Raw genomic sequence first — 17,779 nt, 5'->3', positions numbered from 1 at the left:
GGAAAAGAGACGGGCGAGGCGCCGGTAAAGTTGCACCCTGCCGATGATTATTCCCATAGCGTAAGGCGCGCGCCATGAAGATGCGCCGTAAATCCGACCTGCCGACCAAGATCTGCGCCTGTTGCAACCGCCCCTTTGCATGGCGGCGCAAATGGGCACGCGACTGGGACAGCGTGCGCTTTTGCTCTGAACGCTGCCGCCGCGAGGCGCGGACATGAGCTGCCTGCGCCTTGTTCTTGGCGATCAGCTGACGCGCGAGCTGTCCAGCCTGCGCGGCTATGAGGACGGCGACGTGGTGCTGATGGTCGAGGTCGCGGACGAGACCACCTATGTCCGGCACCACCCGCAGAAGATCGCGCTGATCCTGTCGGCGATGCGGCATTTCGCCGAAGACCTGCGGGAGCGCGGGCTGACGGTGGATTACGTGCGGCTGAACGATGCGGGCAACACCGGCAGTTTTTCCGGGGAACTGGCGCGGGCGGTCAAACGCCATGGCGCAAGCTCGGTTGCCGTGACGGAGCCGGGCGAGTGGCGCATCTGGGAGATGATGGGCGATTGGGAAAGCGATCTTGATCTGCCGGTCGATATTCTCGAGGACGACCGTTTCTTTTGCTCACGGACCGAATTTGCCGGGCTGGTGGACCAGGGCAAGACCGGGCGGATGGAGTATTTCTACCGCGAAATGCGCAAACGCACTGGCCTATTGATGACCGATGGCGGCCCGGAGGGCGGCGCGTGGAATTTCGACAAGGACAACCGCAAGGCGCTGCCAACGGATCTTGCGCCGCCGCACCGGATGCGCTTTCGCCCCGATGCGATCACGCAAGAGGTGCTGGAACTGGTGGCGGATCGGTTCTCGGACCATTTTGGCGATCTGGATGGCTTTGGCTGGGCGGTCAGCCGCAAAGAGGCGCTGCGGGCCCTGCGCCATTTCATCGCCGAGGCGCTGCCCCGGTTTGGCGATTATCAGGATGCGATGAAAACCGGCGAGGATTTCCTGTTTCACGGGCTGATCTCTCCGTATCTGAACATCGGGCTGCTGACCGCGTCCGAGGTCTGCGACAAGGCCGTCGCGGCGTGGGAAAATGGCGATGCGCCGCTGAACGCGGTCGAGGGATTCGTGCGCCAGATCCTTGGCTGGCGCGAATTCGTGCGCGGCATCTACTGGACGGAAATGCCCGGCTATGCCCAAAGCAACCATCTGAACGCCAAACGCGATCTGCCCGCGATGTATTGGGGTGCCAAGACCCGGATGCACTGCATGTCGGAGTGTATCCGCAGCACGCGGCAGAATGCTTATGCGCATCATATCCAGCGCCTGATGGTGACCGGCAATTTCGCGCTGCTGGCAGGCGTTGCACCAGAGCAGATCGAACGCTGGTATCTCGAAGTCTATGCCGACGCCTTCGAATGGGTCGAATTGCCCAATGTGCATGGCATGGCGATGCACGCCGATGGCGGGCGGCTGGGATCGAAACCTTATGCGGCCTCGGGGGCCTATATCGACCGCATGTCGGATTACTGCGGCGCGTGCAGCTATTCGCTGAAGCTCAAGACCGGCGAGGATGCCTGCCCGTTCAACTATCTCTACTGGAACTTCCTGATCGAAAATGAGGACAAGCTGGGCAACAACCAGCGCATGAGCCTGATCTATGGCAACCTGCGCCGCAAAAGCGACGAGGCCCGCGCCGAGATCGTCCGCTCGGCGCGGGCCTTTCTTGACGGCTAGCCGCGATCAGCCCGCCTTGGCCAGTAGGGCGCGGAAGGCGGCAAAGATCCGGCGCATGTGACGCCCCTTGTAGGGGAAGGTCTCGGGGCATTCGAGATCATGCACGATGAGCGAATTGTCGGCCTCGAACACCACGAGGTTGCCATTCCGGTCCTCGGCGCAATCGATGCCGAAATATTCCAGCCCGATGCTTTGGCTCAGCGCCGACAGCGCCGCCGCATGTCGCTGCGCGAAATCGCTGTCGAACGTATCGAGAAAGGCGGATTCCTCGGCGCGCCGGCCCGGGTGGTCCTTCATGCCGGCATTGGCGTACCAGACATCCCAGCGATCGGCGATGGCAAGGTGGCAGGGGTAGGGCACGCCGTCGATGAATACGATCCGGCATTTGCGAAAGCGCCCGTCCTGCGCCGACGAGCAGTCGACATAGGGGCAAAGATGGAAATCTTGCCCCTCGTGCCGGTCAAGGTAGGATTCCAGCCCCTCGGCGCTGTCGAGTTTTTCCAGACCATGGCCCGCGTGCGATCCGACCGGGCGGATGATAACAGGATAGCCGCCAAGCTGCGCGATGGCGCTTTCGCGCTGCGCACCTTGCAGCGCCTTGCGGCTGGTCTCGATGACCCTTGGCAGCACCAGCCCGGCAGTCTGTGGCACCTGATGCTGAAGCGAGATGCGGTCGATTCGCACCGAGGCATCGAGGAGGTTCAGAACACGCGGCTCTGCCGCGCCAAATGCCCGCCGGATCGCCGCCGAAAACCGCACCGCATCGCGCGAATCCGCCGGGGCGGCGCAGAAAGCGACATCGTGATCGGGCAGCAAAAACGCCTGATCTGCATCCGGGTCGAGATAGCAGGTGATGATCTCGTAATCGGCGCTGGGCACGAGGAATTCGATCGGAGTGTTGCTGCCGATATCGACCGGCAGCGCAAAGACCAGCAGGGTCTTCTTGCCCTTGCGCCCGCGATCGGTGCGATACAGCTGACAGGCGCTGATGGCGCGGGCCTGCCATGCAAGGCCCTGTTCAAGATCGCCGTACAACTGGTCGATCACCGACAGGTCCATCAGCGCCCCGGCCTGATCCTGATCTTCGGCGCATTTGCGAAGCAGGTGCGAGCGCAGCGGGTGAAGATCGACCCCTTGCAGCGCAAGCGTGGTCAGCTGGGCAATGCCCACTCTGTTCTGAAGTTCCATTCTGGTTCCCTTTCTGGAATGAGAAAGAGGTGCCACAACGCTCTTAAGAACAGGTTGAGCATGCCCGGCGCAAAGGCTTGACGTCGCGCGGCGGCGCGATCAGGCCGCCAGACCCTTTTCGCCCATGCCCAGAAATTTGTCGCGCCGCGCCTTGATGAGGGCCCTGGGCTTCATGTCGTCCATTTCGGCCAACATGGCGGAAATGGCCTTGCCGACCGCCTCGATGGTCGTGGCCCGGTCGCGATGCGCGCCGCCAAGCGGTTCGGGAATCACCCGGTCGGTCACGCCCAGCTTCAGCAGATCCTGCGCCGTCATGCGCAGCGCCTCGGCGGCCTCGCGCATCTTGTCGGAATCCTTCCACAGGATCGACGCGCAGCCTTCAGGCGAAATCACCGAGTAGACGGAATGTTCCAGCATCGCCAGACGGTTCGCCGTGGCAAAGGCAACCGCGCCACCCGATCCGCCTTCGCCGATGATGACCGAAATCAACGGCACACCGATCTGAAGGCATTTTTCGGTCGATCGCGCGATGGCCTCGGATTGGCCGCGCTCTTCGGCGCCCTTGCCGGGATAGGCCCCGGGCGTGTCGACCAGCGTGATGACCGGCAGGCCGAACCGGTCGGCCATGTCCATCAGACGGATCGCCTTGCGATAGCCCTCGGGGCGGGCCATGCCGAAGTTGCGCGCGATGCGCGACTGGGTGTCGTTGCCCTTTTCATGGCCGATCACCATGACGGGACGGTCGTTGAACCGGGCGAGGCCGCCCATCACCGCGTGATCGTCGGAAAAACCGCGATCCCCGGCCAGCGGCGTGTATTCGGTAAACAGCGCCTCGATGTAGTCCTTGCAATGCGGCCGGTCGGGGTGGCGCGCGACCTGGCATTTGCGCCAGGGGGTCAGCTTTTTATACAGATCCTTGAGCAGGTCGCGGGCCTTGCGGTCAAGTGCCGCGGCCTCGTCTTCGACGTGCATCTCTTCGTTGGCGCGCGCCATGTTGCGCAACTCTTCCGCCTTGCCTTCGATTTCGGCCAGCGGTTTTTCGAAGTCGAGATAATGCGTCATGCCTCGGGAACCCTTGTTTTGCGAGGCCTATATGGCGACAAGCCTCGCGGGATGCAACATGGCTCAGGCCATGAGAACCGGCAACAGCGAGGCGATCAGCAGCGCCGCCATGGTCCAGTTGAACAGCCTCAGCCGCGTTGGAGACGACACCAGCCGCCGTATTTCGCGCCCCAGCACTGCCCAGGTGGTGGTCGAGATCAGGCCGTTGACGACATAGGCGCCGACCACCCAGAGAATCGCGCCGATCTCTCGGCTTGCAGCGTAAATCGCAATCGAGGCAACCGCCATCGACCACGCCTTGGGGTTGACCCATTGGAAGGCAGCGGCCTGCAGAAAGCTCAGCGGGCGCGCTTCGCAGGTGCCTTGCGCAGGCGGCGCGGCATGGGCGATCTTCCACGCGTGCCAGAGCATGTACAGCACCGACACCGCCAGCAGCACATCGTGCAGGACCGGGTAAAGATCGAACAGGCGGGAAACGCCAAGCCCGACCAGCAGCACCATGCCCGGAAAGCCAAAGGCGATGCCCGCCATATGGGGCAAGGTGCGCCGGACACCGAAATTGGCGCCTGAGGCAAGCAGCATGAGATTGTTCGGCCCCGGCGTGATGACGGTGACGAGCGTGAAGGCACTCAGCGCAAGAAAAAGATCCATTGTCATGGCACAACTTGTGACGTGTATGAGGCGGAGAATGGTTGCAAAGTCAGGCGTTCTGGCAAAGGAATAGCAATATATGGCGATGATTGATGAAATGGATCGCAGGATATTGCGCGTTCTGCGGCGCGATGGGCGGATCAGCAACCTCGCGCTGGCCGAGCGTGTCGGGCTGTCGGCCTCTGCCTGCCTGCGGCGTGTGGCTGCGTTGGAAAAGTCAGGCGTGATCCGAGGCTACCGTGCAGTGCTCTCGCCAGAGAAGACCGGGGTCGGGTTTGTCGCCTATATCACGGTCGGGCTCTCGTCGCATACAAAGGCCGCGCAGGAGGCGTTCGAGCGGGCCATTTCACAAGCGCCCGAAGTGCGCGAGTGTCACAACATCACCGGCAACGTCGAATACCTGTTGCGCATCGAGGCCGCCGACCTTGTGGCCTACAAGCATTTCCATACCGAGGTGCTGGGCACGCTGCCGCAGGTGAATGCGGTCACGTCCTATGTGGTGATGGGCTCGCCCAAGGATGAGAGGGCGTAAGGGGGCGCGGCCCCCTCGGCCTTGCGGCCTCACCCCCGGAGTTTATCGGGCAAGATGAAGATGGGGCGCGGCGCGTGACTTCATCTTGCCCGATAAACTCCCGCCGGAGGCAGGCCGGACCTTGAAGAAAGCGCGGCGCTCGGGTCAGAGCGCGCGCCACGTGCCGGGGGCAATGCCCTCGACGTTCCACTCGCCGATGGACCAGCGCACAAGGCGCAGGCAAGGCAAGCCGACATGAGCGGTCATGCGGCGAACCTGCCGGTTGCGACCTTCGGTGAGGGTGATTTCCAGCCAGCAATCGGGCACCGATTTGCGAAAGCGCACCGGCGGCACGCGCTCCCAAAGTTCAGGGGTGGGGATGCGGCGGACCTCGGCGGGGCGGGTCGGGCCGTCCTTGAGCGTGACGCCCTTGCGCAGCGGTGACAGGTCGGCATCGGTCGGATCGCCTTCGACCTGAACGAGATAGGTCTTGGGCTTGCGAAACTTCGGATGGGCGATTCGTGCCTGAAGGCGGCCATCGTCGGTGAGCAGCAACAGTCCTTCGCTGTCGCGGTCGAGCCTGCCCGCAGGGTAGACTCCGGGAACGTCCACGTAATCGGACAGCGTGGCGCGCGGGCTGCCCTGCGTGCCCTTGTCGGTGAATTGCGACAGCGCGCCGAAGGGTTTGTTCAACAGGATCAGCATTGGCGTCTTTCGCGGAAGAAATCGCGCAGCAGCGCCTCGGAGGGGGCGGCGTCGATGCCGTCATAGACCTCGGGGACGTGATGGCATTGCGGGTGGCTGTAGCTGCGCGGCCCTTGGGCGATGCCGCCCGACTTGGGGTCGGACGCGCCATAATACAGCCGCGCGATTCGGGCGAACGAGATCGCGGCGGCGCACATCGGGCAGGGCTCCAGCGTTACGTAGAGCGCGTGGCCGGGCAGGCGTTCGGACCCGGCGGCGGCGCAGGCGGCGCGCAGGGCCAGAATTTCGGCATGGGCGGTGGGATCGTTCAGCTCGCGCGTGCGATTGCCCGCCGCGGCGACGATCGCGCCCGACGGCGCGACGATCACCGCGCCCACCGGCACCTCGCCACGGGCGGCGGCGGCGCGCCCTTCGCGCAGCGCGATGTCCATATGACTGCGAAAACTCATGGCCCCGGCATAGCCGAGCGCCGCGCCCTTGGCGAGACGCTTCCCAGCGCGCGGCGCTTGCTGTATGGGGCAGGCATGACAGACAAGCCCTCTCGTGGCGGCCGCCCTTCTGGCGCCCGACCCCAGCCCAGACCCAGACCGAAGCCGCGCAAGCCGGCGCAGCAGGCTGCGCCCGCCGAAGGCACGCCCCCCGGTGAGCGCATCGCCAAGGTGTTGTCGCGCGCGGGTGTCGCCAGCCGCCGCGACGCCGAGAAGATGATCGCGGAGGGCCGCGTGTCGGTCAATGGCGCCATCGTCGAGCGCGCCGCGCTGAACGTGCTGCCCAGCGACAAGGTCACCGTCGATGGCAACCCGCTGGCCGAAGCCGAAGATGCGCGCCTGTGGCTCTATCACAAGCCTGCGGGCCTTGTGACCACGACCCGCGACGAGCAGGGCCGCGCCACGATCTTCGACAAGCTGCCCGAGGATATGCCGCGGGTGATGAGCGTCGGACGACTCGATCTGAACTCCGAGGGGCTTTTGCTGCTGACCAATGATGGCGGCATCAAGCGCAAGCTCGAGCTGCCGTCGACCGGCTGGCTGCGCAAATACCGCGTGCGGGTGAACGGCAGGCCATCGGAGAATACGCTGGCACCGTTGCGCGAGGGCATCACCGTCGAGGGGCAGCGCTATCAACCTATGCAGGTGACGCTTGACCGCCAGCAGGGGGCCAACGCCTGGCTGACCGTCGGCCTGCGCGAGGGCAAGAACCGCGAAATTCGTCGCGCCATGACCGACATCGGTCTGACGGTGAACCGGCTGATCCGGGTGTCTTACGGGCCGTTCCAGCTGGGCCAGCTCAAGGAAGGCGAGGTACAGGAGATCCGCGGCAAGGTGCTGCGCGATCAGCTGGGCATGGAGGGCGCCAAGCCCGACCGCCCGGTTCCGGTGCGCCGCCGCAACCCCGGCCCGAAGGCTGGTCCGAAGACTGGCCCAAAACCCGGGCGCAACTAGGCCGTGTGCGCGCGGCGTTGCAGAGGGCAGTAATCGCGCCGCGCGTCCCGTAACTATCCGTTAACCTTAGTGAAGATTTCGTGGTTTTTCCCGGACGGCGCCGCTTTTTCGCCCGGTTTCGCCGACAGTTTCGCGGCCATGATGACTACGATCCTGGCCTTCGCGATTCTGACAGCCACCACGGTATTCGTGCTGTGCAGCCTGCGGACAGTTGCGCGCGACACCTTCGTCGCGCTGACCGATGCGGCGCACCGCCTGCGCTACGGTGGCAACCCGGCGGCAAAGCTGTGCTTTGCCGTGCTCTGGGTGATGATTTTCGCGTTGAGCTATTTCCTGTGATCCCATGCCCGAAGGCAACGGCTTCGGTGCGGCAAGAGGGGTTCGAGATGTCTGAAAGCTCGGCTGAACGTATGACCAAGGCTCAGATGTCGCGGGCGAGCCGCGGCGAAGTGCCGATCGGGCCGCTCGACTCCGCGCTTGGCGTGCTGTTTCTTGCGTCCTTTCCGATATTTCGCCTGCTGTTCGAGGGCAGCGGCGTCGCCGCCTTCAGCGCAATCCTTCTGCTTGTGCTGCTGCTCGCTGCACTGCGGCTGATCCACGTCGGGCAGCAGGTCAGCAACGCGTTCAACCGGGCGCAGGCCGCACGCGCACCAAAGCTGCCGCGCAAGGCCATAGGCTACGCGCTCATCGGCCTCATTGTCATGATTCTGGCCGGGCATCATTTCGAGACGCTGGTCCTGCCCGTCGTGCTGGGGGCGCTGGCCACGGTGCTGGGGTTTGTCGCCTTCGGGATGGACCCGCTCAAGGACAAGGCGGATAACGAGGCCGTCGGCCAATCGGACCGCCCGATCGATCTGCACCGGCTTCAGCCCAGCACCTCCGAAACGCTGATCCTCATCGACGCCAAGCTCGAAGAGCTGGCCTGCGAGATTGCCAACCTTGGCGATACAGAGATCACCCGCCAGTTCGAGGCGCTGCGCACCGGGGTCATGGCGCTGAGCCGGGCGCTGGGCGATAGCGGCGGCGGCATGCGTCGGCTGCGCAAGCCGATCACCATGCTGGTCGACATGCTGCACCGCGAAAATACCGCGCTTCTGGGCGCGTGGGACAGCGGTGATCGCTTTCGGGCCCGGCGCCGCTACATCGCCCATCTGGTCGCAATCGGCGAGGCATACGAGGGGTGCGCGCGCAAGTCCGGCGCCCGAACCGGACGCGATGCGTACGAATTGCAGGCCGACGTTCTGTGGCACCGGATGCCGCGCGATCAGGTGGCCTGATACCGCTTTGCTGCGAACGCGAAATGGCGGGGTTTCCCCCTAGCAACTTGCCCGGATTGATCTTAGATTTGCTTTGAACGGCGGTCACTCAGGAGGTCACATGTCCGGCGCTGCGTTGCAGAAAACGGCTTACGTGCTGCTGATCGTCCTGCTTTTCGGGGTCACTTCGGGCTGGCTCGGAGGGCTCTGAGCATGGCAAAGCGCTATGGCGGCAAATTCAGCCCCGACGGCGACGACTCCGCGCCCGATCTGCCCGCGGGGCATTATACCGGCGCAACGGTCGATCCGGTGGGCGCGCGCACCAACGTGATGTTTGCGCCGCCGATCGTTCTGGCGGCGACCTCGCTCAATGATGGGGCTATCGGCCTTGCGGTCGGTCTTGCCGGGGCGGGGGCGCTGCTGCTTGGCGCATGGCTGCTGCGCGACGGGGTTCGCGCGCAGGCCGCCTATGATGCCCGCCGCGTCGCACGTCGCCCGGCGATCCCGCGCAAGATCCTTGCCGCGGCGGCAACGGGCATCGGCGTCGGCCTTGCCGTGGCGCGGGGGGAGGGAAACCTGCTGGCCGCGCCGCTTTATGGGATTTGCGCCGGGGCGCTGCATCTGGCCGCCTTTGGCATCGACCCGCTGAAAAGCAAGGGAATGGACGGCGTCGATACCTTCCAGCAGGATCGCGTTGCCAAGGTGGTGGACGAGGCCGAAACCTACCTGTCCGAGATGGAGGGCGCGGTGCGCCGCGCGGGCGATCGCGAGGTCGAGGCGCGAGTCGAGCGCTTTCACACCAAGGTCAGCCAGCTGATCCGCACGGTCGAGGAAGACCCGCGCGATCTGACCGCCGCGCGCAAGTATCTGGGCGTCTATCTGATGGGCGCGCGCGATGCGGCGGTGAAATTCGCCGATATCTTCAGCCGCAGCCGGGATCAGGGCGCGCGCAGCGATTTCATGATGCTCCTCACCGATCTTGAGGACAGCTTCAGCCAGAAGAACCAGAAACTCCTGCTCGACAGCAACGCCGATCTTACGGTCGAAATCGAGGTTTTGCGGGATCGTTTGCAACGGGACGGGCTGCGCGCGCGTTAAGCACGGTAGCCTGAACGGGAAAATTTAGTCGGGAGACGTATGGATGTCCGAGAGCGTAAGAGTCGAGGCTGCAAAGTCCGTGGCAATGGTCGATGAACTGAACGCGGTCGTTCTGCCCGAGCCGGGAGAGGCGCAGGCCATCGTACCGCTGGCAGAGGCCTCGCCCGAAATCTCCGAAGAGATCCGCTCGCGCATGAGCGAAATCGACATGGAGGACAGCAATTCCATCGTCTCTTTCGGGTCGAACGCGCAGGCCGAGCTTCAGGAAATCTCGAAAGAGATGCTCGACGGGGTGCGCAACAAGGATGTCGGCCCGGCCGGTGACAGCCTGCGCGACATCGTCACCACGCTGAAGGGCTTTGCGGTGTCGGAACTCGACGTGCGCCGCAAGCAGAGCTGGTGGGAAAAGCTGATGGGCAAAGCCGCGCCCTTTGCCAAGTTCACCGCGAAATACGAACAGGTGCAGGGCCAGATCGACCGCATCACCGACAATCTGCTCAAGCATGAACATGTCCTGCTCAAGGACATCAAATCGCTTGATATGCTGTATGACAAGACGCTGTCCTTCTACGACGAACTGGCGCTGTATATCGCCGCGGGCGAGGCCAAGCTGGCCGAGATCGACAGCGTGGACATTCCCGCGCACGAGGCGGCGGTGCAGGCCGCGCCCGAGGCCGAGCAGGTGATGAAGGCGCAGGAGTTGCGCGATCTGCGCGCCGCGCGCGACGATCTGGAACGCCGGGTGCATGATCTGAAGCTGACGCGGCAGGTGACGATGCAGTCGCTGCCCAGCATCCGGCTGGTGCAGGAGAACGACAAGTCGCTGGTGACCAAGATCAATTCGACCCTCGTCAACACCGTACCGCTGTGGGAAACCCAGCTGGCGCAGGCGGTCACCATCCAGCGCAGCACCGAAGCTGCCAAGGCGGTGCGCGAGGCCAATGACCTGACCAACGAGCTGCTGACCGCCAACGCCGCCAACCTGCGCGACAGCAACAAGGCGATCCGCACCGAGATGGAGCGCGGCGTCTTCGACATCGAGGCCGTCAAGCAGGCCAATGCCGATCTGATCGCCACCATCCAGGAAAGCCTGCAAATCGCCGATGAGGGCAAGGCGCGCCGTGCCAAGGCCGAGGATGAGCTGAAAAAGATGGAACACGATCTGCGCGACACGCTGGCCTCGGCCAAGGCGCGCAAGGATGGCGTGGGCGACAACGCTGGCACCGCCGTGCCCGGGCGCGGCTGAGCCATGCGCGCGGGGCTGCGTCATATCGGGCCGTGCCTGATGCTGCTCGGGGCGCTTGCCGCCTGCGACAGCTCGACACTTGCTCCGCGCCAGACCGACGTTGCGCCGCAGGCGCGGCCCGGTCCGCTCAAGCCTGAGCCACCGGAGCGCGAACCGCAGGCGCCCAGCCAGTCGCTGACCAGCCGCGATCTTCAGACCTATTACGCGAAGGTCCAGCAGGATCTGCTGGCGCAGGGGCTGCTGCGCACCGATGGCGGCGGGCCGGACACGCCGTTCACCGACACCATGCTTCTGCGCAATTTCGAACGCATCGCATTGGCCGAGGAATACGAGCGCGGCGCAGGGCTGCGCCCGTCGAACGGTGCGCTTGGCAATATCAAGAAATGGGAAATGCCGGTGCGCGTGGCCATCGAATACGGCGACCACGTTCCACAGGATCAGCGCGTGACCGACACCAACATGGTGACCGGCTACGTCAACCGGCTGGCGCGGATCACCGGGCATTCGATCACGATGACCGACGGGCCGGCGAATTTCCACGTGCTGTTCATGTCCGAGGATGACAAGGCTACGCTGGCGCCGCGCATCCGGGAGCTGGTGCCCGACATGAACCCGTCGGCGCTGGCGATCTTCGACAATCTGCCACGCTCGATCCATTGCCTTGTGATCGCGTTTTCGGCGCAGCGCGGCGGCTATGCCTACGGCGATGCCATCGCGGTGATCCGCTCCGAACATCCGGACCTGCTGCGCCGGTCGTGCATTCACGAGGAAATCGCGCAGGGGCTTGGTCTTGGCAATGACAGCCCGGCGGCGCGCCCGTCGATCTTCAACGATGACGACGAGTTCGCGCTGTTGACCACGCATGACGAGCTGTTGCTGAAATTGCTCTACGATCCTGCCGTCAAGGCCGGGATGGTCGCTGAAGAGGTGCGCCCCATTGTGCGACAGCGCGCCGCCGCATTGCTTGGCGGCAGCTAACACGCCGCCCCCTTTTTGCCACCGCTGTTCGCTGGGGTGTTCACAGCCTGCCTGTCAAATGATCCCCGCTTTGCGGGCGCAATTCTGTCGCGCCGCGCTTGTGCGCGGGCGAAGGGTGGTTAAGTTGACTGTGACACAGCATTTCTGATCGGGGGCCGACATGGGCATTCTTGATTTCCTTTCGGGCCAGTTCATCGACGTCATCCACTGGGTGGACGACAGCCGTGACACGATGGTCTGGCGCTTCGAACGTTACGGCCACGAGATAAAATACGGCGCCAAGCTGACCGTCCGCGAAGGGCAGGCGGCGGTGTTCGTGCACGAAGGCCAGCTGGCCGATGTGTTCACGCCGGGGCTGTATATGCTTGAAACCAACAACATGCCGGTGATGACTTCGCTTCAGCACTGGGATCATGGTTTTCGCTCGCCGTTCAAATCCGAGATCTATTTCGTCAACACCACCCGGATGACCGGGCTGAAATGGGGCACCAAGAACCCGATCATGTGCCGCGATCCCGAATTCGGGCCGGTGCGGCTGCGGGCTTTTGGCACCTATTCGGTGCGTGTCGCCGATCCGGCGCGCTTCCTGTCGGAAATCGTCGGTACCGACGGCGAATTCACCTCGGACGAGATCAGCTTTCAGATCCGCAATATCATCGTGCAGGAATTCTCGCGCCTGATCGCAGGGTCGGGCATTCCGGTGCTGGATATGGCGGCGAACACGCAGGATCTGGGGCGGATGCTGGCCGATGGCATTTCCGCGACCATCGCGGATTACGGCCTGTCGCTGCCCGAGCTTTACATCGAAAACATCTCGCTGCCCGCCGCGGTGGAAAAGGCGATGGACAAGCGCACCTCGATGGGGGTGCTGGGCAATCTCGACGCTTACACGAAATTTCAGGCCGCCGAGGCGCTGGGGGCCGAAGGTTCTGCCGCCGGGCAGGCCATGGGCACCGGCTTTGGCGCCGGGCTTGGCATGTCGATGGGCGCGCAGATGAGCGGTCAGGCGCAGGCCGGGCCTTGGGGCGCGCGGCCCTCGGCGCCGCCTCCACCGCCGCCGCCTCCGGTTGAACATGTGTGGCATCTGGCCGAGAACGGCCAGACCTCCGGCCCGTTCAGCAAGGCCCGGCTGGGCCGCATGGTGACCGAAGGCGGGCTGACCCGTCAAACCCATGTCTGGACGCAGGGGCAGGATGGCTGGAAGCGCGCCGAAGACGTGGCCGAACTGGCGCAGCTGTTCACCGTCATGCCGCCGCCGCCGCCGGGGAGCTAGCGCGGCAGCTCCAGCGCGCTCAGCAGGTTTGGCCCGAGGCAAGCATCGGGCGGGAACTGCATGTCGGGGGCCAATGTCGCCGGAAAGGGCCGATCGGGCGGCACTTGCGAGGCCAGCAACAGCTGCCCGTCAAGGCACAGATCCTGCGCCGCGTTGCCGATGTTAAAGCCAAAGCCGCCTTTGCCGCAATCGACGCCGTCACCGTCCATGTTCCACGCCTGCGGCATCGGGTGCTGCGCGCTGTAGACGGCGAAGGCCTCGCGCGCGGGCAGGTAGGTCAGTGTCCATGTGGTGGTCTCGCTCAGCATCCCCAGCGCCCAGCGGCCAATCGGCGCGCCGTCCTTGCGGCCTTCGATGAAAAAGCAGCTCAGGTCGCGGGCGTTGACCTCGGGCTGGCTCAGAAAAGCCTCGTCGAAGGCCATGCCGCCGTGCAGTTCATAGCCATTCGCGCCGTCCCAATGGAAGCTGTAGGCGATGTCTTCTGCTGCGGCGCCCGTCGCGGCCAGCGCCGCGAAAACCAGTCCTGCCAATGCGTTCACGTCATCCTCGCCTGCTGTTCGCGTTGCCATCGTAACGCGGCGGGGCGTGCAGGAAAACCGGGTTTCCCTTGCGCCGCTTCGCGCCTAGGGTCTCTCCCGAGACAGGCTTCAGAGGGCACTGATGAACGAGGAACACCGCTTTCCCTGCGAACAATGCGGGGCGGATTATCGCTATGATCCGGTCAAGGGCGAGCTGCATTGCGATCACTGCGGCCATATCAAGCCGGTCGAGGATGCGGGCCCTTGGGGTGGCGCGATCCGCGAGATGGATTTCAAGGCGGCCATCGCCAACCTGCTGCCCTTGCAAGAGATGGAAGACCTGCAGGTCACCCAGTGCCCCAATTGCGGCGCCGAGGTGGAATTCGACGCCGATGTGCATGCCGCCGAATGTCCGTTCTGCGCCACGCCGGTGGTCACCGGCACCGGCACCCATCGCCAGATCAAGCCGCGCGGCCTGCTGCCCTTTGCGCTGGACGAGACCGAGGCGCGCCGGGCGATGACCGACTGGCTGGGCGGGCTGTGGTTCGCGCCCGGCGGTTTGCAGGATTACGCCCGCAAGGGGCGCAAGATGCAGGGCATCTATGTGCCGTTCTGGACCTTCGACGCGCAGACGCAGACCGATTATCGCGGCCAGCGCGGCACGGTCTATCACGAAACCCGGCAGGTCATGCGCGATGGCAAGATGCAGCGCGTCACTGTCGCCAAGGTGCGCTGGCGCGCCGCGTCGGGGCGGGTGTCGCGGTTTTTCGACGATGTGCTGGTGCTGGCCTCGCGCAGCCTGCCCAAGAAATACACCGACGCGCTTCAGCCGTGGGATCTGACGCGGATGGAACCTTATCGCCCTGAATTTCTGGCCGGTTTCCGCGCCGAAGGCTATCAGGTCGATCTTGACGAAGGCTTTGCCGAAGCGCGCGGCATCATGGACCGGCAGATCGAACGGGACGTGAAATTCGACATCGGCGGCGACCGCCAGCGCATCCATGCGCTGGATACGCAGGTTGCGGATGTGACCTTCAAACATGTGCTGCTGCCGGTCTGGCTGGCCGCCTACAAATACAAGGGCCAGACCTATCGCTTTGTGGTCAACGGCACCACGGGCCGGGTACAGGGCGAACGGCCATGGTCGGCCTGGAAGATCGCGCTTGCGGTCATTGCCGGGCTGATCGTTGCGGGCGTGGTGGGCTATGTGGTCGCGATGAACGGCTGACACAGGCAGGGGTGGGCATTGCTGCCCACCCCCTCCACAGCGACGGCGCCAAAGGTTTCGGTCAAGGCAGGACGGGGATCGCCGCCTCGGTTTTCGCCTCTCGCACAGCCTCCGTGGACTCTGCGAACCCTCCCAAGGCGTCTGATCGACGCCCCTCGACCTGAGTTCCACTGGTACACGAAGGACCATCACCATGCTCCTCCTCGTGGCAGGGTAAAGATTGCAGTCCGACCCGACAGGGTGTTGACGCTTGCCGCAACCGTCTGTCGCGTTTCACGCGATGCAACGGGCAGACCCGCAGCGCGGCGCGGGGGCGTTCGCCCCAAACGTCTCGCCGGGCCCCAAAGCGCGGTGCGTCCGGCCCTTTGCCGGGGATCGGGGTAGGCCATGCGGCCCATGCAACCCCGTCCTTTCCACATCTTCAGAGTATCGCGCAAAAACCCGCCCGACCATGATCCCGGTCAAGTTCCTGCGATTATCCGCACTTGATTTCAGGGGGCGGTCCGGGGCAGGTTGCGGCGCTAACAGGAATGGGAGGGCGGGGCATGATCCTCTGCTGCGGAGAATCGCTGATCGACATGTTGCCGCGTACGGCAACCACCGGAGAAGCGTCGTTTGCGCCGGTTGCGGGCGGCTCGGTGTTCAACACCGCCATCGCGCTGGGGCGGCTTGGCGCGCCTGCGGGCTATTTCGGCGGGCTGTCGAATGATCTGTTCGGACAGGTGCTGTCGAAGGCGCTGAGCGAGTCGCGCGTCGATGCCTCGCTGGCGCCGCGCAGCGAGCGGCCGACAACGCTGGCCTTTGTGACGCTGACCAATGGGCAGGCGCAATACGCCTTTTACGACGAGATGACCGCCGGGCGTATGCTGACCCCCGCTGATTTGCCGACGCTGACGGATGGCGTCGAGGCGCTGTTCTTTGGCGGCATTTCTCTGGTGTCCGAGCCTGCCGCCGACAGCTATGCCGCGCTTTGCGCCGGTGCGGGCGAGCGGCTGGTGATGATGGATCCCAACATTCGCCCCGGTTTCGTCACCGACGAGGCGGGCTATCGCGCGCGGCTGGCGGCGATGCTGTCGCGCGCCGACATCGTCAAGATCTCGGACGAGGACATGTTCTGGCTTGGCACCACCCCTGAGCAACTGCTGGAAGGCGGCGTGGCGCTGGTGCTGGAAACCCGCGGTGCCGTCGGGGTCAGTGCAAGAACGGCAGCGGGCGAGATGCTGGTGCCCGCGCGCAAGGCCGAGGTGGTCGATACGGTCGGCGCGGGCGATACTTTCAACGCCGGGCTGTTGGCCGGGCTGTGGCGGGCGGGGCTGCTGTCACGCGAAGGCGTGCGCGATGCATCGCTCGAGGCGCTGCGCCCGGCGGTGGCGCTTGGCGCGGCGGCGGCGGCGGTGACCGTCTCGCGCGCGGGGGCCAACCCGCCGTGGGCCAACGAATTGTGAGAGCCATCGTTCAGCGCGTCACGCAGGCGCAGGTCAGCGTTGGTGGCGCGGTGATCGGCGAGGTCGGGCCGGGACTGATGATCCTTGTCTGCGCCATGCAGGGTGACACCGAGGCCGAATCGAAAAAACTGGCGGCCAAGATCGCCAAGCTGCGGATTTTTGCCGACGAGGCGGGCAAGATGAACCGCTCGGTGCTGGATGTGCATGGGGCGGCGCTGGTGGTCAGCCAGTTCACGCTTTCGGCGGATACCCGCAGCGGCAACCGGCCCGGCTTTTCCAGCGCCGCCGCGCCAGACACGGGGCGGCGGCTTTACGAGCATTTCGCGGCCCAGCTGCAAGCGCAGGGCGTGCCCGTCGGCACGGGGCGTTTCGCGGCCGAGATGCAGGTGAGCCTGATCAATGACGGGCCGGTGACGATCCCTCTCGACACCGACACCTGGGCCAAGAGCTAGAGCGTTTCCAGCGCGCGGGCAAAGATCGCCGGATCGACGTTGCCGCCGGACACGGTGCAGATCACCGCATCGCCTTCGATGTCCGCGCCCCGGAACAGCGCCGCCGCCAAGGCCACCGCGCCGCCGGGCTCTGCCACGATCTTGAGATGCCGGAACGCCAGCGCCATCGCCCGCAGCGCCTCGTCCTCGCTGACCGCAAGGCCCGGCCCGCACAGGCGCTTCATGATCGGAAAGGTCAGGTTCCCCGGCTGCGGCGTGATGATCGCATCACAGATATTGCCCGACAGCCGTACGTTACGCTCGATCTTGCCAGAGGCGAGCGAGCGGGCGGCATCGTCGAAGCCTTCGGGTTCTGCCGGGCGCACCCGCATCCCCGGCGCGCGGGCTTCCAGCGCCAGCGCGATGCCCGAGGTCAGCCCGCCGCCGCCGCAACACACCAGCACGTCAGCCTGTGAAACCCCCGCTTCGGCGGCCTGCTCGGCGATTTCCAGCCCGCAAGAGGCTTGCCCGGCGATCACCTCGGGCTCGTCAAAGGGCTTGACCAGCACGAGGCCGCGTTCCTGCGACAGCTTTTCCCCAAGCGCGTCGCGGTCTTCGCTGGCCCGATCATAGGGCACCACCTCGGCCCCAAGTCCGCGCGTGCCGGCGACCTTGGCGGCGGGCGCATCGGACGGCATGATGATCACCGCCGGCACCCCGTGCAGCTTGGCCGCCAGCGCCACGCCCTGCGCGTGGTTGCCCGAGGAAAACGCGATGATGCCGCGCGCCCGCGTTTCGGGGGGCATCGCCGAAATCGCCGACCACGCGCCGCGAAACTTGAAGCTGCCGGTGTGTTGCAGGCATTCGGCCTTTACCAGCACGCGCCTTCCGGCGATCTCGTCCAGAAAGGGCGAGCTGAGCAGAGGGGTGCGGCGGGCGTGACCGGCCAGCCGCGCGGCGGCGGCGTCGATGCGGGCGATGTCCATAGGGATGTCCTTGCGCTGTTCTTGCGCGGAAC

Annotated in this window: 20 protein-coding genes; 13 read left to right on the top strand and 7 right to left on the bottom strand. The window is 65.0% G+C overall.

Going from position 1 to position 17,779, the window contains the following annotated elements:
* Window positions 1-74 precede the first annotated feature (74 nt).
* Window positions 75-218 (top strand): DUF2256 domain-containing protein, encoded by a 144-nt coding sequence (locus tag KO516_RS09015; protein ID WP_252737491.1) that lies wholly within the window; start codon window positions 75-77, stop codon window positions 216-218.
* A complete protein-coding gene (locus KO516_RS09010; protein WP_216003454.1) occupies window positions 215-1,729 on the top strand; it encodes a cryptochrome/photolyase family protein in 1,515 nt (504 codons plus the stop codon). Before KO516_RS09015 ends, KO516_RS09010 begins: the two co-directional genes overlap by 4 nt.
* Window positions 1,730-1,735: 6 nt before the next feature.
* Here the strand turns inward: KO516_RS09010 and KO516_RS09005 are convergent, their stop codons facing one another.
* The 3 genes from KO516_RS09005 to KO516_RS08995 all read right to left on the bottom strand — a co-directional run bounded on the left by KO516_RS09005 (window position 1,736) and on the right by KO516_RS08995 (window position 4,636).
* Window positions 1,736-2,917, bottom strand: coding sequence for a RimK family alpha-L-glutamate ligase (locus KO516_RS09005; protein ID WP_216003453.1), 1,182 nt, complete (start codon window positions 2,915-2,917; stop codon window positions 1,736-1,738).
* 99 nt (window positions 2,918-3,016) lie between these two features.
* On the bottom strand, window positions 3,017-3,979 hold the full coding sequence (locus tag KO516_RS09000; protein WP_216003452.1) for an acetyl-CoA carboxylase carboxyltransferase subunit alpha: 963 nt from the start codon (window positions 3,977-3,979) through the stop codon (window positions 3,017-3,019).
* A gap of 63 nt (window positions 3,980-4,042) precedes the next feature.
* The gene (locus tag KO516_RS08995; protein WP_216003451.1) at window positions 4,043-4,636 is read right to left on the bottom strand and encodes a LysE family translocator; all 594 of its coding nucleotides are present in this window, start codon (window positions 4,634-4,636) and stop codon (window positions 4,043-4,045) included.
* 73 nt (window positions 4,637-4,709) lie between these two features.
* Here KO516_RS08995 and KO516_RS08990 point away from each other — a divergent pair, with 73 nt between their 5' ends.
* Complete coding sequence (locus KO516_RS08990) at window positions 4,710-5,162, top strand: Lrp/AsnC family transcriptional regulator (RefSeq protein ID WP_216003450.1); 453 nt, start codon at window positions 4,710-4,712, stop codon at window positions 5,160-5,162.
* A gap of 144 nt (window positions 5,163-5,306) precedes the next feature.
* Here KO516_RS08990 and KO516_RS08985 read toward each other — a convergent pair whose 3' ends face one another.
* A complete protein-coding gene (locus KO516_RS08985; protein WP_216003449.1) occupies window positions 5,307-5,846 on the bottom strand; it encodes a pseudouridine synthase in 540 nt (179 codons plus the stop codon).
* Window positions 5,840-6,295: a nucleoside deaminase gene (locus KO516_RS08980; RefSeq protein ID WP_216003448.1), complete on the bottom strand. Its 456-nt coding sequence runs from the start codon at window positions 6,293-6,295 to the stop codon at window positions 5,840-5,842. The genes KO516_RS08985 and KO516_RS08980 overlap by 7 nt, the downstream gene beginning before the upstream one ends.
* Window positions 6,296-6,370: 75 nt before the next feature.
* On the opposite strand from KO516_RS08980, the gene KO516_RS08975 reads away from it, so the two are divergent.
* The 7 genes from KO516_RS08975 to KO516_RS08945 all read left to right on the top strand — a co-directional run bounded on the left by KO516_RS08975 (window position 6,371) and on the right by KO516_RS08945 (window position 13,139).
* Window positions 6,371-7,288, top strand: coding sequence for a pseudouridine synthase (locus tag KO516_RS08975; RefSeq protein ID WP_216003447.1), 918 nt, complete (start codon window positions 6,371-6,373; stop codon window positions 7,286-7,288).
* 138 nt (window positions 7,289-7,426) lie between these two features.
* Window positions 7,427-7,627, top strand: coding sequence for a hypothetical protein (locus tag KO516_RS08970; RefSeq protein WP_216003446.1), 201 nt, complete (start codon window positions 7,427-7,429; stop codon window positions 7,625-7,627).
* Between the two features lie 47 nt (window positions 7,628-7,674).
* Window positions 7,675-8,565, top strand: coding sequence for a hypothetical protein (locus tag KO516_RS08965; protein WP_216003445.1), 891 nt, complete (start codon window positions 7,675-7,677; stop codon window positions 8,563-8,565).
* Window positions 8,566-8,757: 192 nt separating this feature from the next.
* Window positions 8,758-9,642: a 5-bromo-4-chloroindolyl phosphate hydrolysis family protein gene (locus KO516_RS08960; protein ID WP_216003444.1), complete on the top strand. Its 885-nt coding sequence runs from the start codon at window positions 8,758-8,760 to the stop codon at window positions 9,640-9,642.
* A 43-nt stretch (window positions 9,643-9,685) separates the two neighbouring features.
* Complete coding sequence (locus tag KO516_RS08955; protein ID WP_216003443.1) at window positions 9,686-10,888, top strand: toxic anion resistance protein; 1,203 nt, start codon at window positions 9,686-9,688, stop codon at window positions 10,886-10,888.
* Window positions 10,889-10,891: 3 nt separating this feature from the next.
* Entirely contained in the window at window positions 10,892-11,866 is a 975-nt protein-coding gene (locus KO516_RS08950) for a DUF2927 domain-containing protein (RefSeq protein WP_216003442.1), read from the top strand.
* 160 nt (window positions 11,867-12,026) lie between these two features.
* Entirely contained in the window at window positions 12,027-13,139 is a 1,113-nt protein-coding gene (locus KO516_RS08945) for an SPFH domain-containing protein (protein ID WP_216003441.1), read from the top strand.
* On the opposite strand, the gene KO516_RS08940 is transcribed toward KO516_RS08945, so the two are convergent.
* On the bottom strand, window positions 13,136-13,678 hold the full coding sequence (locus KO516_RS08940; RefSeq protein WP_371742054.1) for a hypothetical protein: 543 nt from the start codon (window positions 13,676-13,678) through the stop codon (window positions 13,136-13,138). The two genes, KO516_RS08945 and KO516_RS08940, sit on opposite strands and share 4 nt — an antisense overlap.
* 121 nt (window positions 13,679-13,799) lie before the next feature.
* Between KO516_RS08940 and KO516_RS08935 the strand changes: the two genes are divergently transcribed.
* The 3 genes from KO516_RS08935 (at window position 13,800) to dtd (ending at window position 16,782) form a co-directional block, all read left to right on the top strand.
* A complete protein-coding gene (locus tag KO516_RS08935) occupies window positions 13,800-14,885 on the top strand; it encodes a TFIIB-type zinc finger domain-containing protein (protein ID WP_216003439.1) in 1,086 nt (361 codons plus the stop codon).
* Window positions 14,886-15,430: 545 nt separating this feature from the next.
* A complete protein-coding gene (locus KO516_RS08930; RefSeq protein WP_216003438.1) occupies window positions 15,431-16,330 on the top strand; it encodes a carbohydrate kinase in 900 nt (299 codons plus the stop codon).
* On the top strand, window positions 16,327-16,782 hold the full coding sequence (gene dtd / locus KO516_RS08925) for a D-aminoacyl-tRNA deacylase (protein ID WP_216003437.1): 456 nt from the start codon (window positions 16,327-16,329) through the stop codon (window positions 16,780-16,782). Before KO516_RS08930 ends, dtd begins: the two co-directional genes overlap by 4 nt.
* Here the strand turns inward: dtd and KO516_RS08920 are convergent.
* On the bottom strand, window positions 16,779-17,747 hold the full coding sequence (locus KO516_RS08920; protein WP_216003436.1) for a threonine/serine dehydratase: 969 nt from the start codon (window positions 17,745-17,747) through the stop codon (window positions 16,779-16,781). The two genes, dtd and KO516_RS08920, sit on opposite strands and share 4 nt — an antisense overlap.
* Window positions 17,748-17,779: the final 32 nt, after the last annotated feature.

This window comes from Citreicella sp. C3M06 (genome assembly GCF_018860705.1).
Classification (GTDB): Bacteria; Pseudomonadota; Alphaproteobacteria; order Rhodobacterales; family Rhodobacteraceae; genus Salipiger.
This window is presented reverse-complemented; position numbering and strand designations above follow the sequence as displayed.

Bases quoted from the DNA above. Each gene is read 5' to 3' on its own strand.
- KO516_RS08935 (WP_216003439.1), top strand. From the start codon at position 13,800: ATGAACGAGGAACACCGCTTTCCCTGCGAACAATGCGGGGCGGATTAT.
- KO516_RS08920 (WP_216003436.1), bottom strand. From the start codon at position 17,747: ATGGACATCGCCCGCATCGACGCCGCCGCCGCGCGGCTGGCCGGTCAC.
- KO516_RS09010 (WP_216003454.1), top strand. From the start codon at position 215: ATGAGCTGCCTGCGCCTTGTTCTTGGCGATCAGCTGACGCGCGAGCTG.
- KO516_RS08975 (WP_216003447.1), top strand. From the start codon at position 6,371: ATGACAGACAAGCCCTCTCGTGGCGGCCGCCCTTCTGGCGCCCGACCC.
- KO516_RS09005 (WP_216003453.1), bottom strand. From the start codon at position 2,917: ATGGAACTTCAGAACAGAGTGGGCATTGCCCAGCTGACCACGCTTGCG.
- KO516_RS09000 (WP_216003452.1), bottom strand. From the start codon at position 3,979: ATGACGCATTATCTCGACTTCGAAAAACCGCTGGCCGAAATCGAAGGC.
- KO516_RS08990 (WP_216003450.1), top strand. From the start codon at position 4,710: ATGGCGATGATTGATGAAATGGATCGCAGGATATTGCGCGTTCTGCGG.
- KO516_RS08970 (WP_216003446.1), top strand. From the start codon at position 7,427: ATGATGACTACGATCCTGGCCTTCGCGATTCTGACAGCCACCACGGTA.
- KO516_RS09015 (WP_252737491.1), top strand. From the start codon at position 75: ATGAAGATGCGCCGTAAATCCGACCTGCCGACCAAGATCTGCGCCTGT.
- KO516_RS08960 (WP_216003444.1), top strand. From the start codon at position 8,758: ATGGCAAAGCGCTATGGCGGCAAATTCAGCCCCGACGGCGACGACTCC.
- KO516_RS08930 (WP_216003438.1), top strand. From the start codon at position 15,431: ATGATCCTCTGCTGCGGAGAATCGCTGATCGACATGTTGCCGCGTACG.
- KO516_RS08980 (WP_216003448.1), bottom strand. From the start codon at position 6,295: ATGAGTTTTCGCAGTCATATGGACATCGCGCTGCGCGAAGGGCGCGCC.
- KO516_RS08995 (WP_216003451.1), bottom strand. From the start codon at position 4,636: ATGACAATGGATCTTTTTCTTGCGCTGAGTGCCTTCACGCTCGTCACC.
- KO516_RS08985 (WP_216003449.1), bottom strand. From the start codon at position 5,846: ATGCTGATCCTGTTGAACAAACCCTTCGGCGCGCTGTCGCAATTCACC.
- KO516_RS08950 (WP_216003442.1), top strand. From the start codon at position 10,892: ATGCGCGCGGGGCTGCGTCATATCGGGCCGTGCCTGATGCTGCTCGGG.
- KO516_RS08965 (WP_216003445.1), top strand. From the start codon at position 7,675: ATGTCTGAAAGCTCGGCTGAACGTATGACCAAGGCTCAGATGTCGCGG.
- KO516_RS08955 (WP_216003443.1), top strand. From the start codon at position 9,686: ATGTCCGAGAGCGTAAGAGTCGAGGCTGCAAAGTCCGTGGCAATGGTC.
- KO516_RS08945 (WP_216003441.1), top strand. From the start codon at position 12,027: ATGGGCATTCTTGATTTCCTTTCGGGCCAGTTCATCGACGTCATCCAC.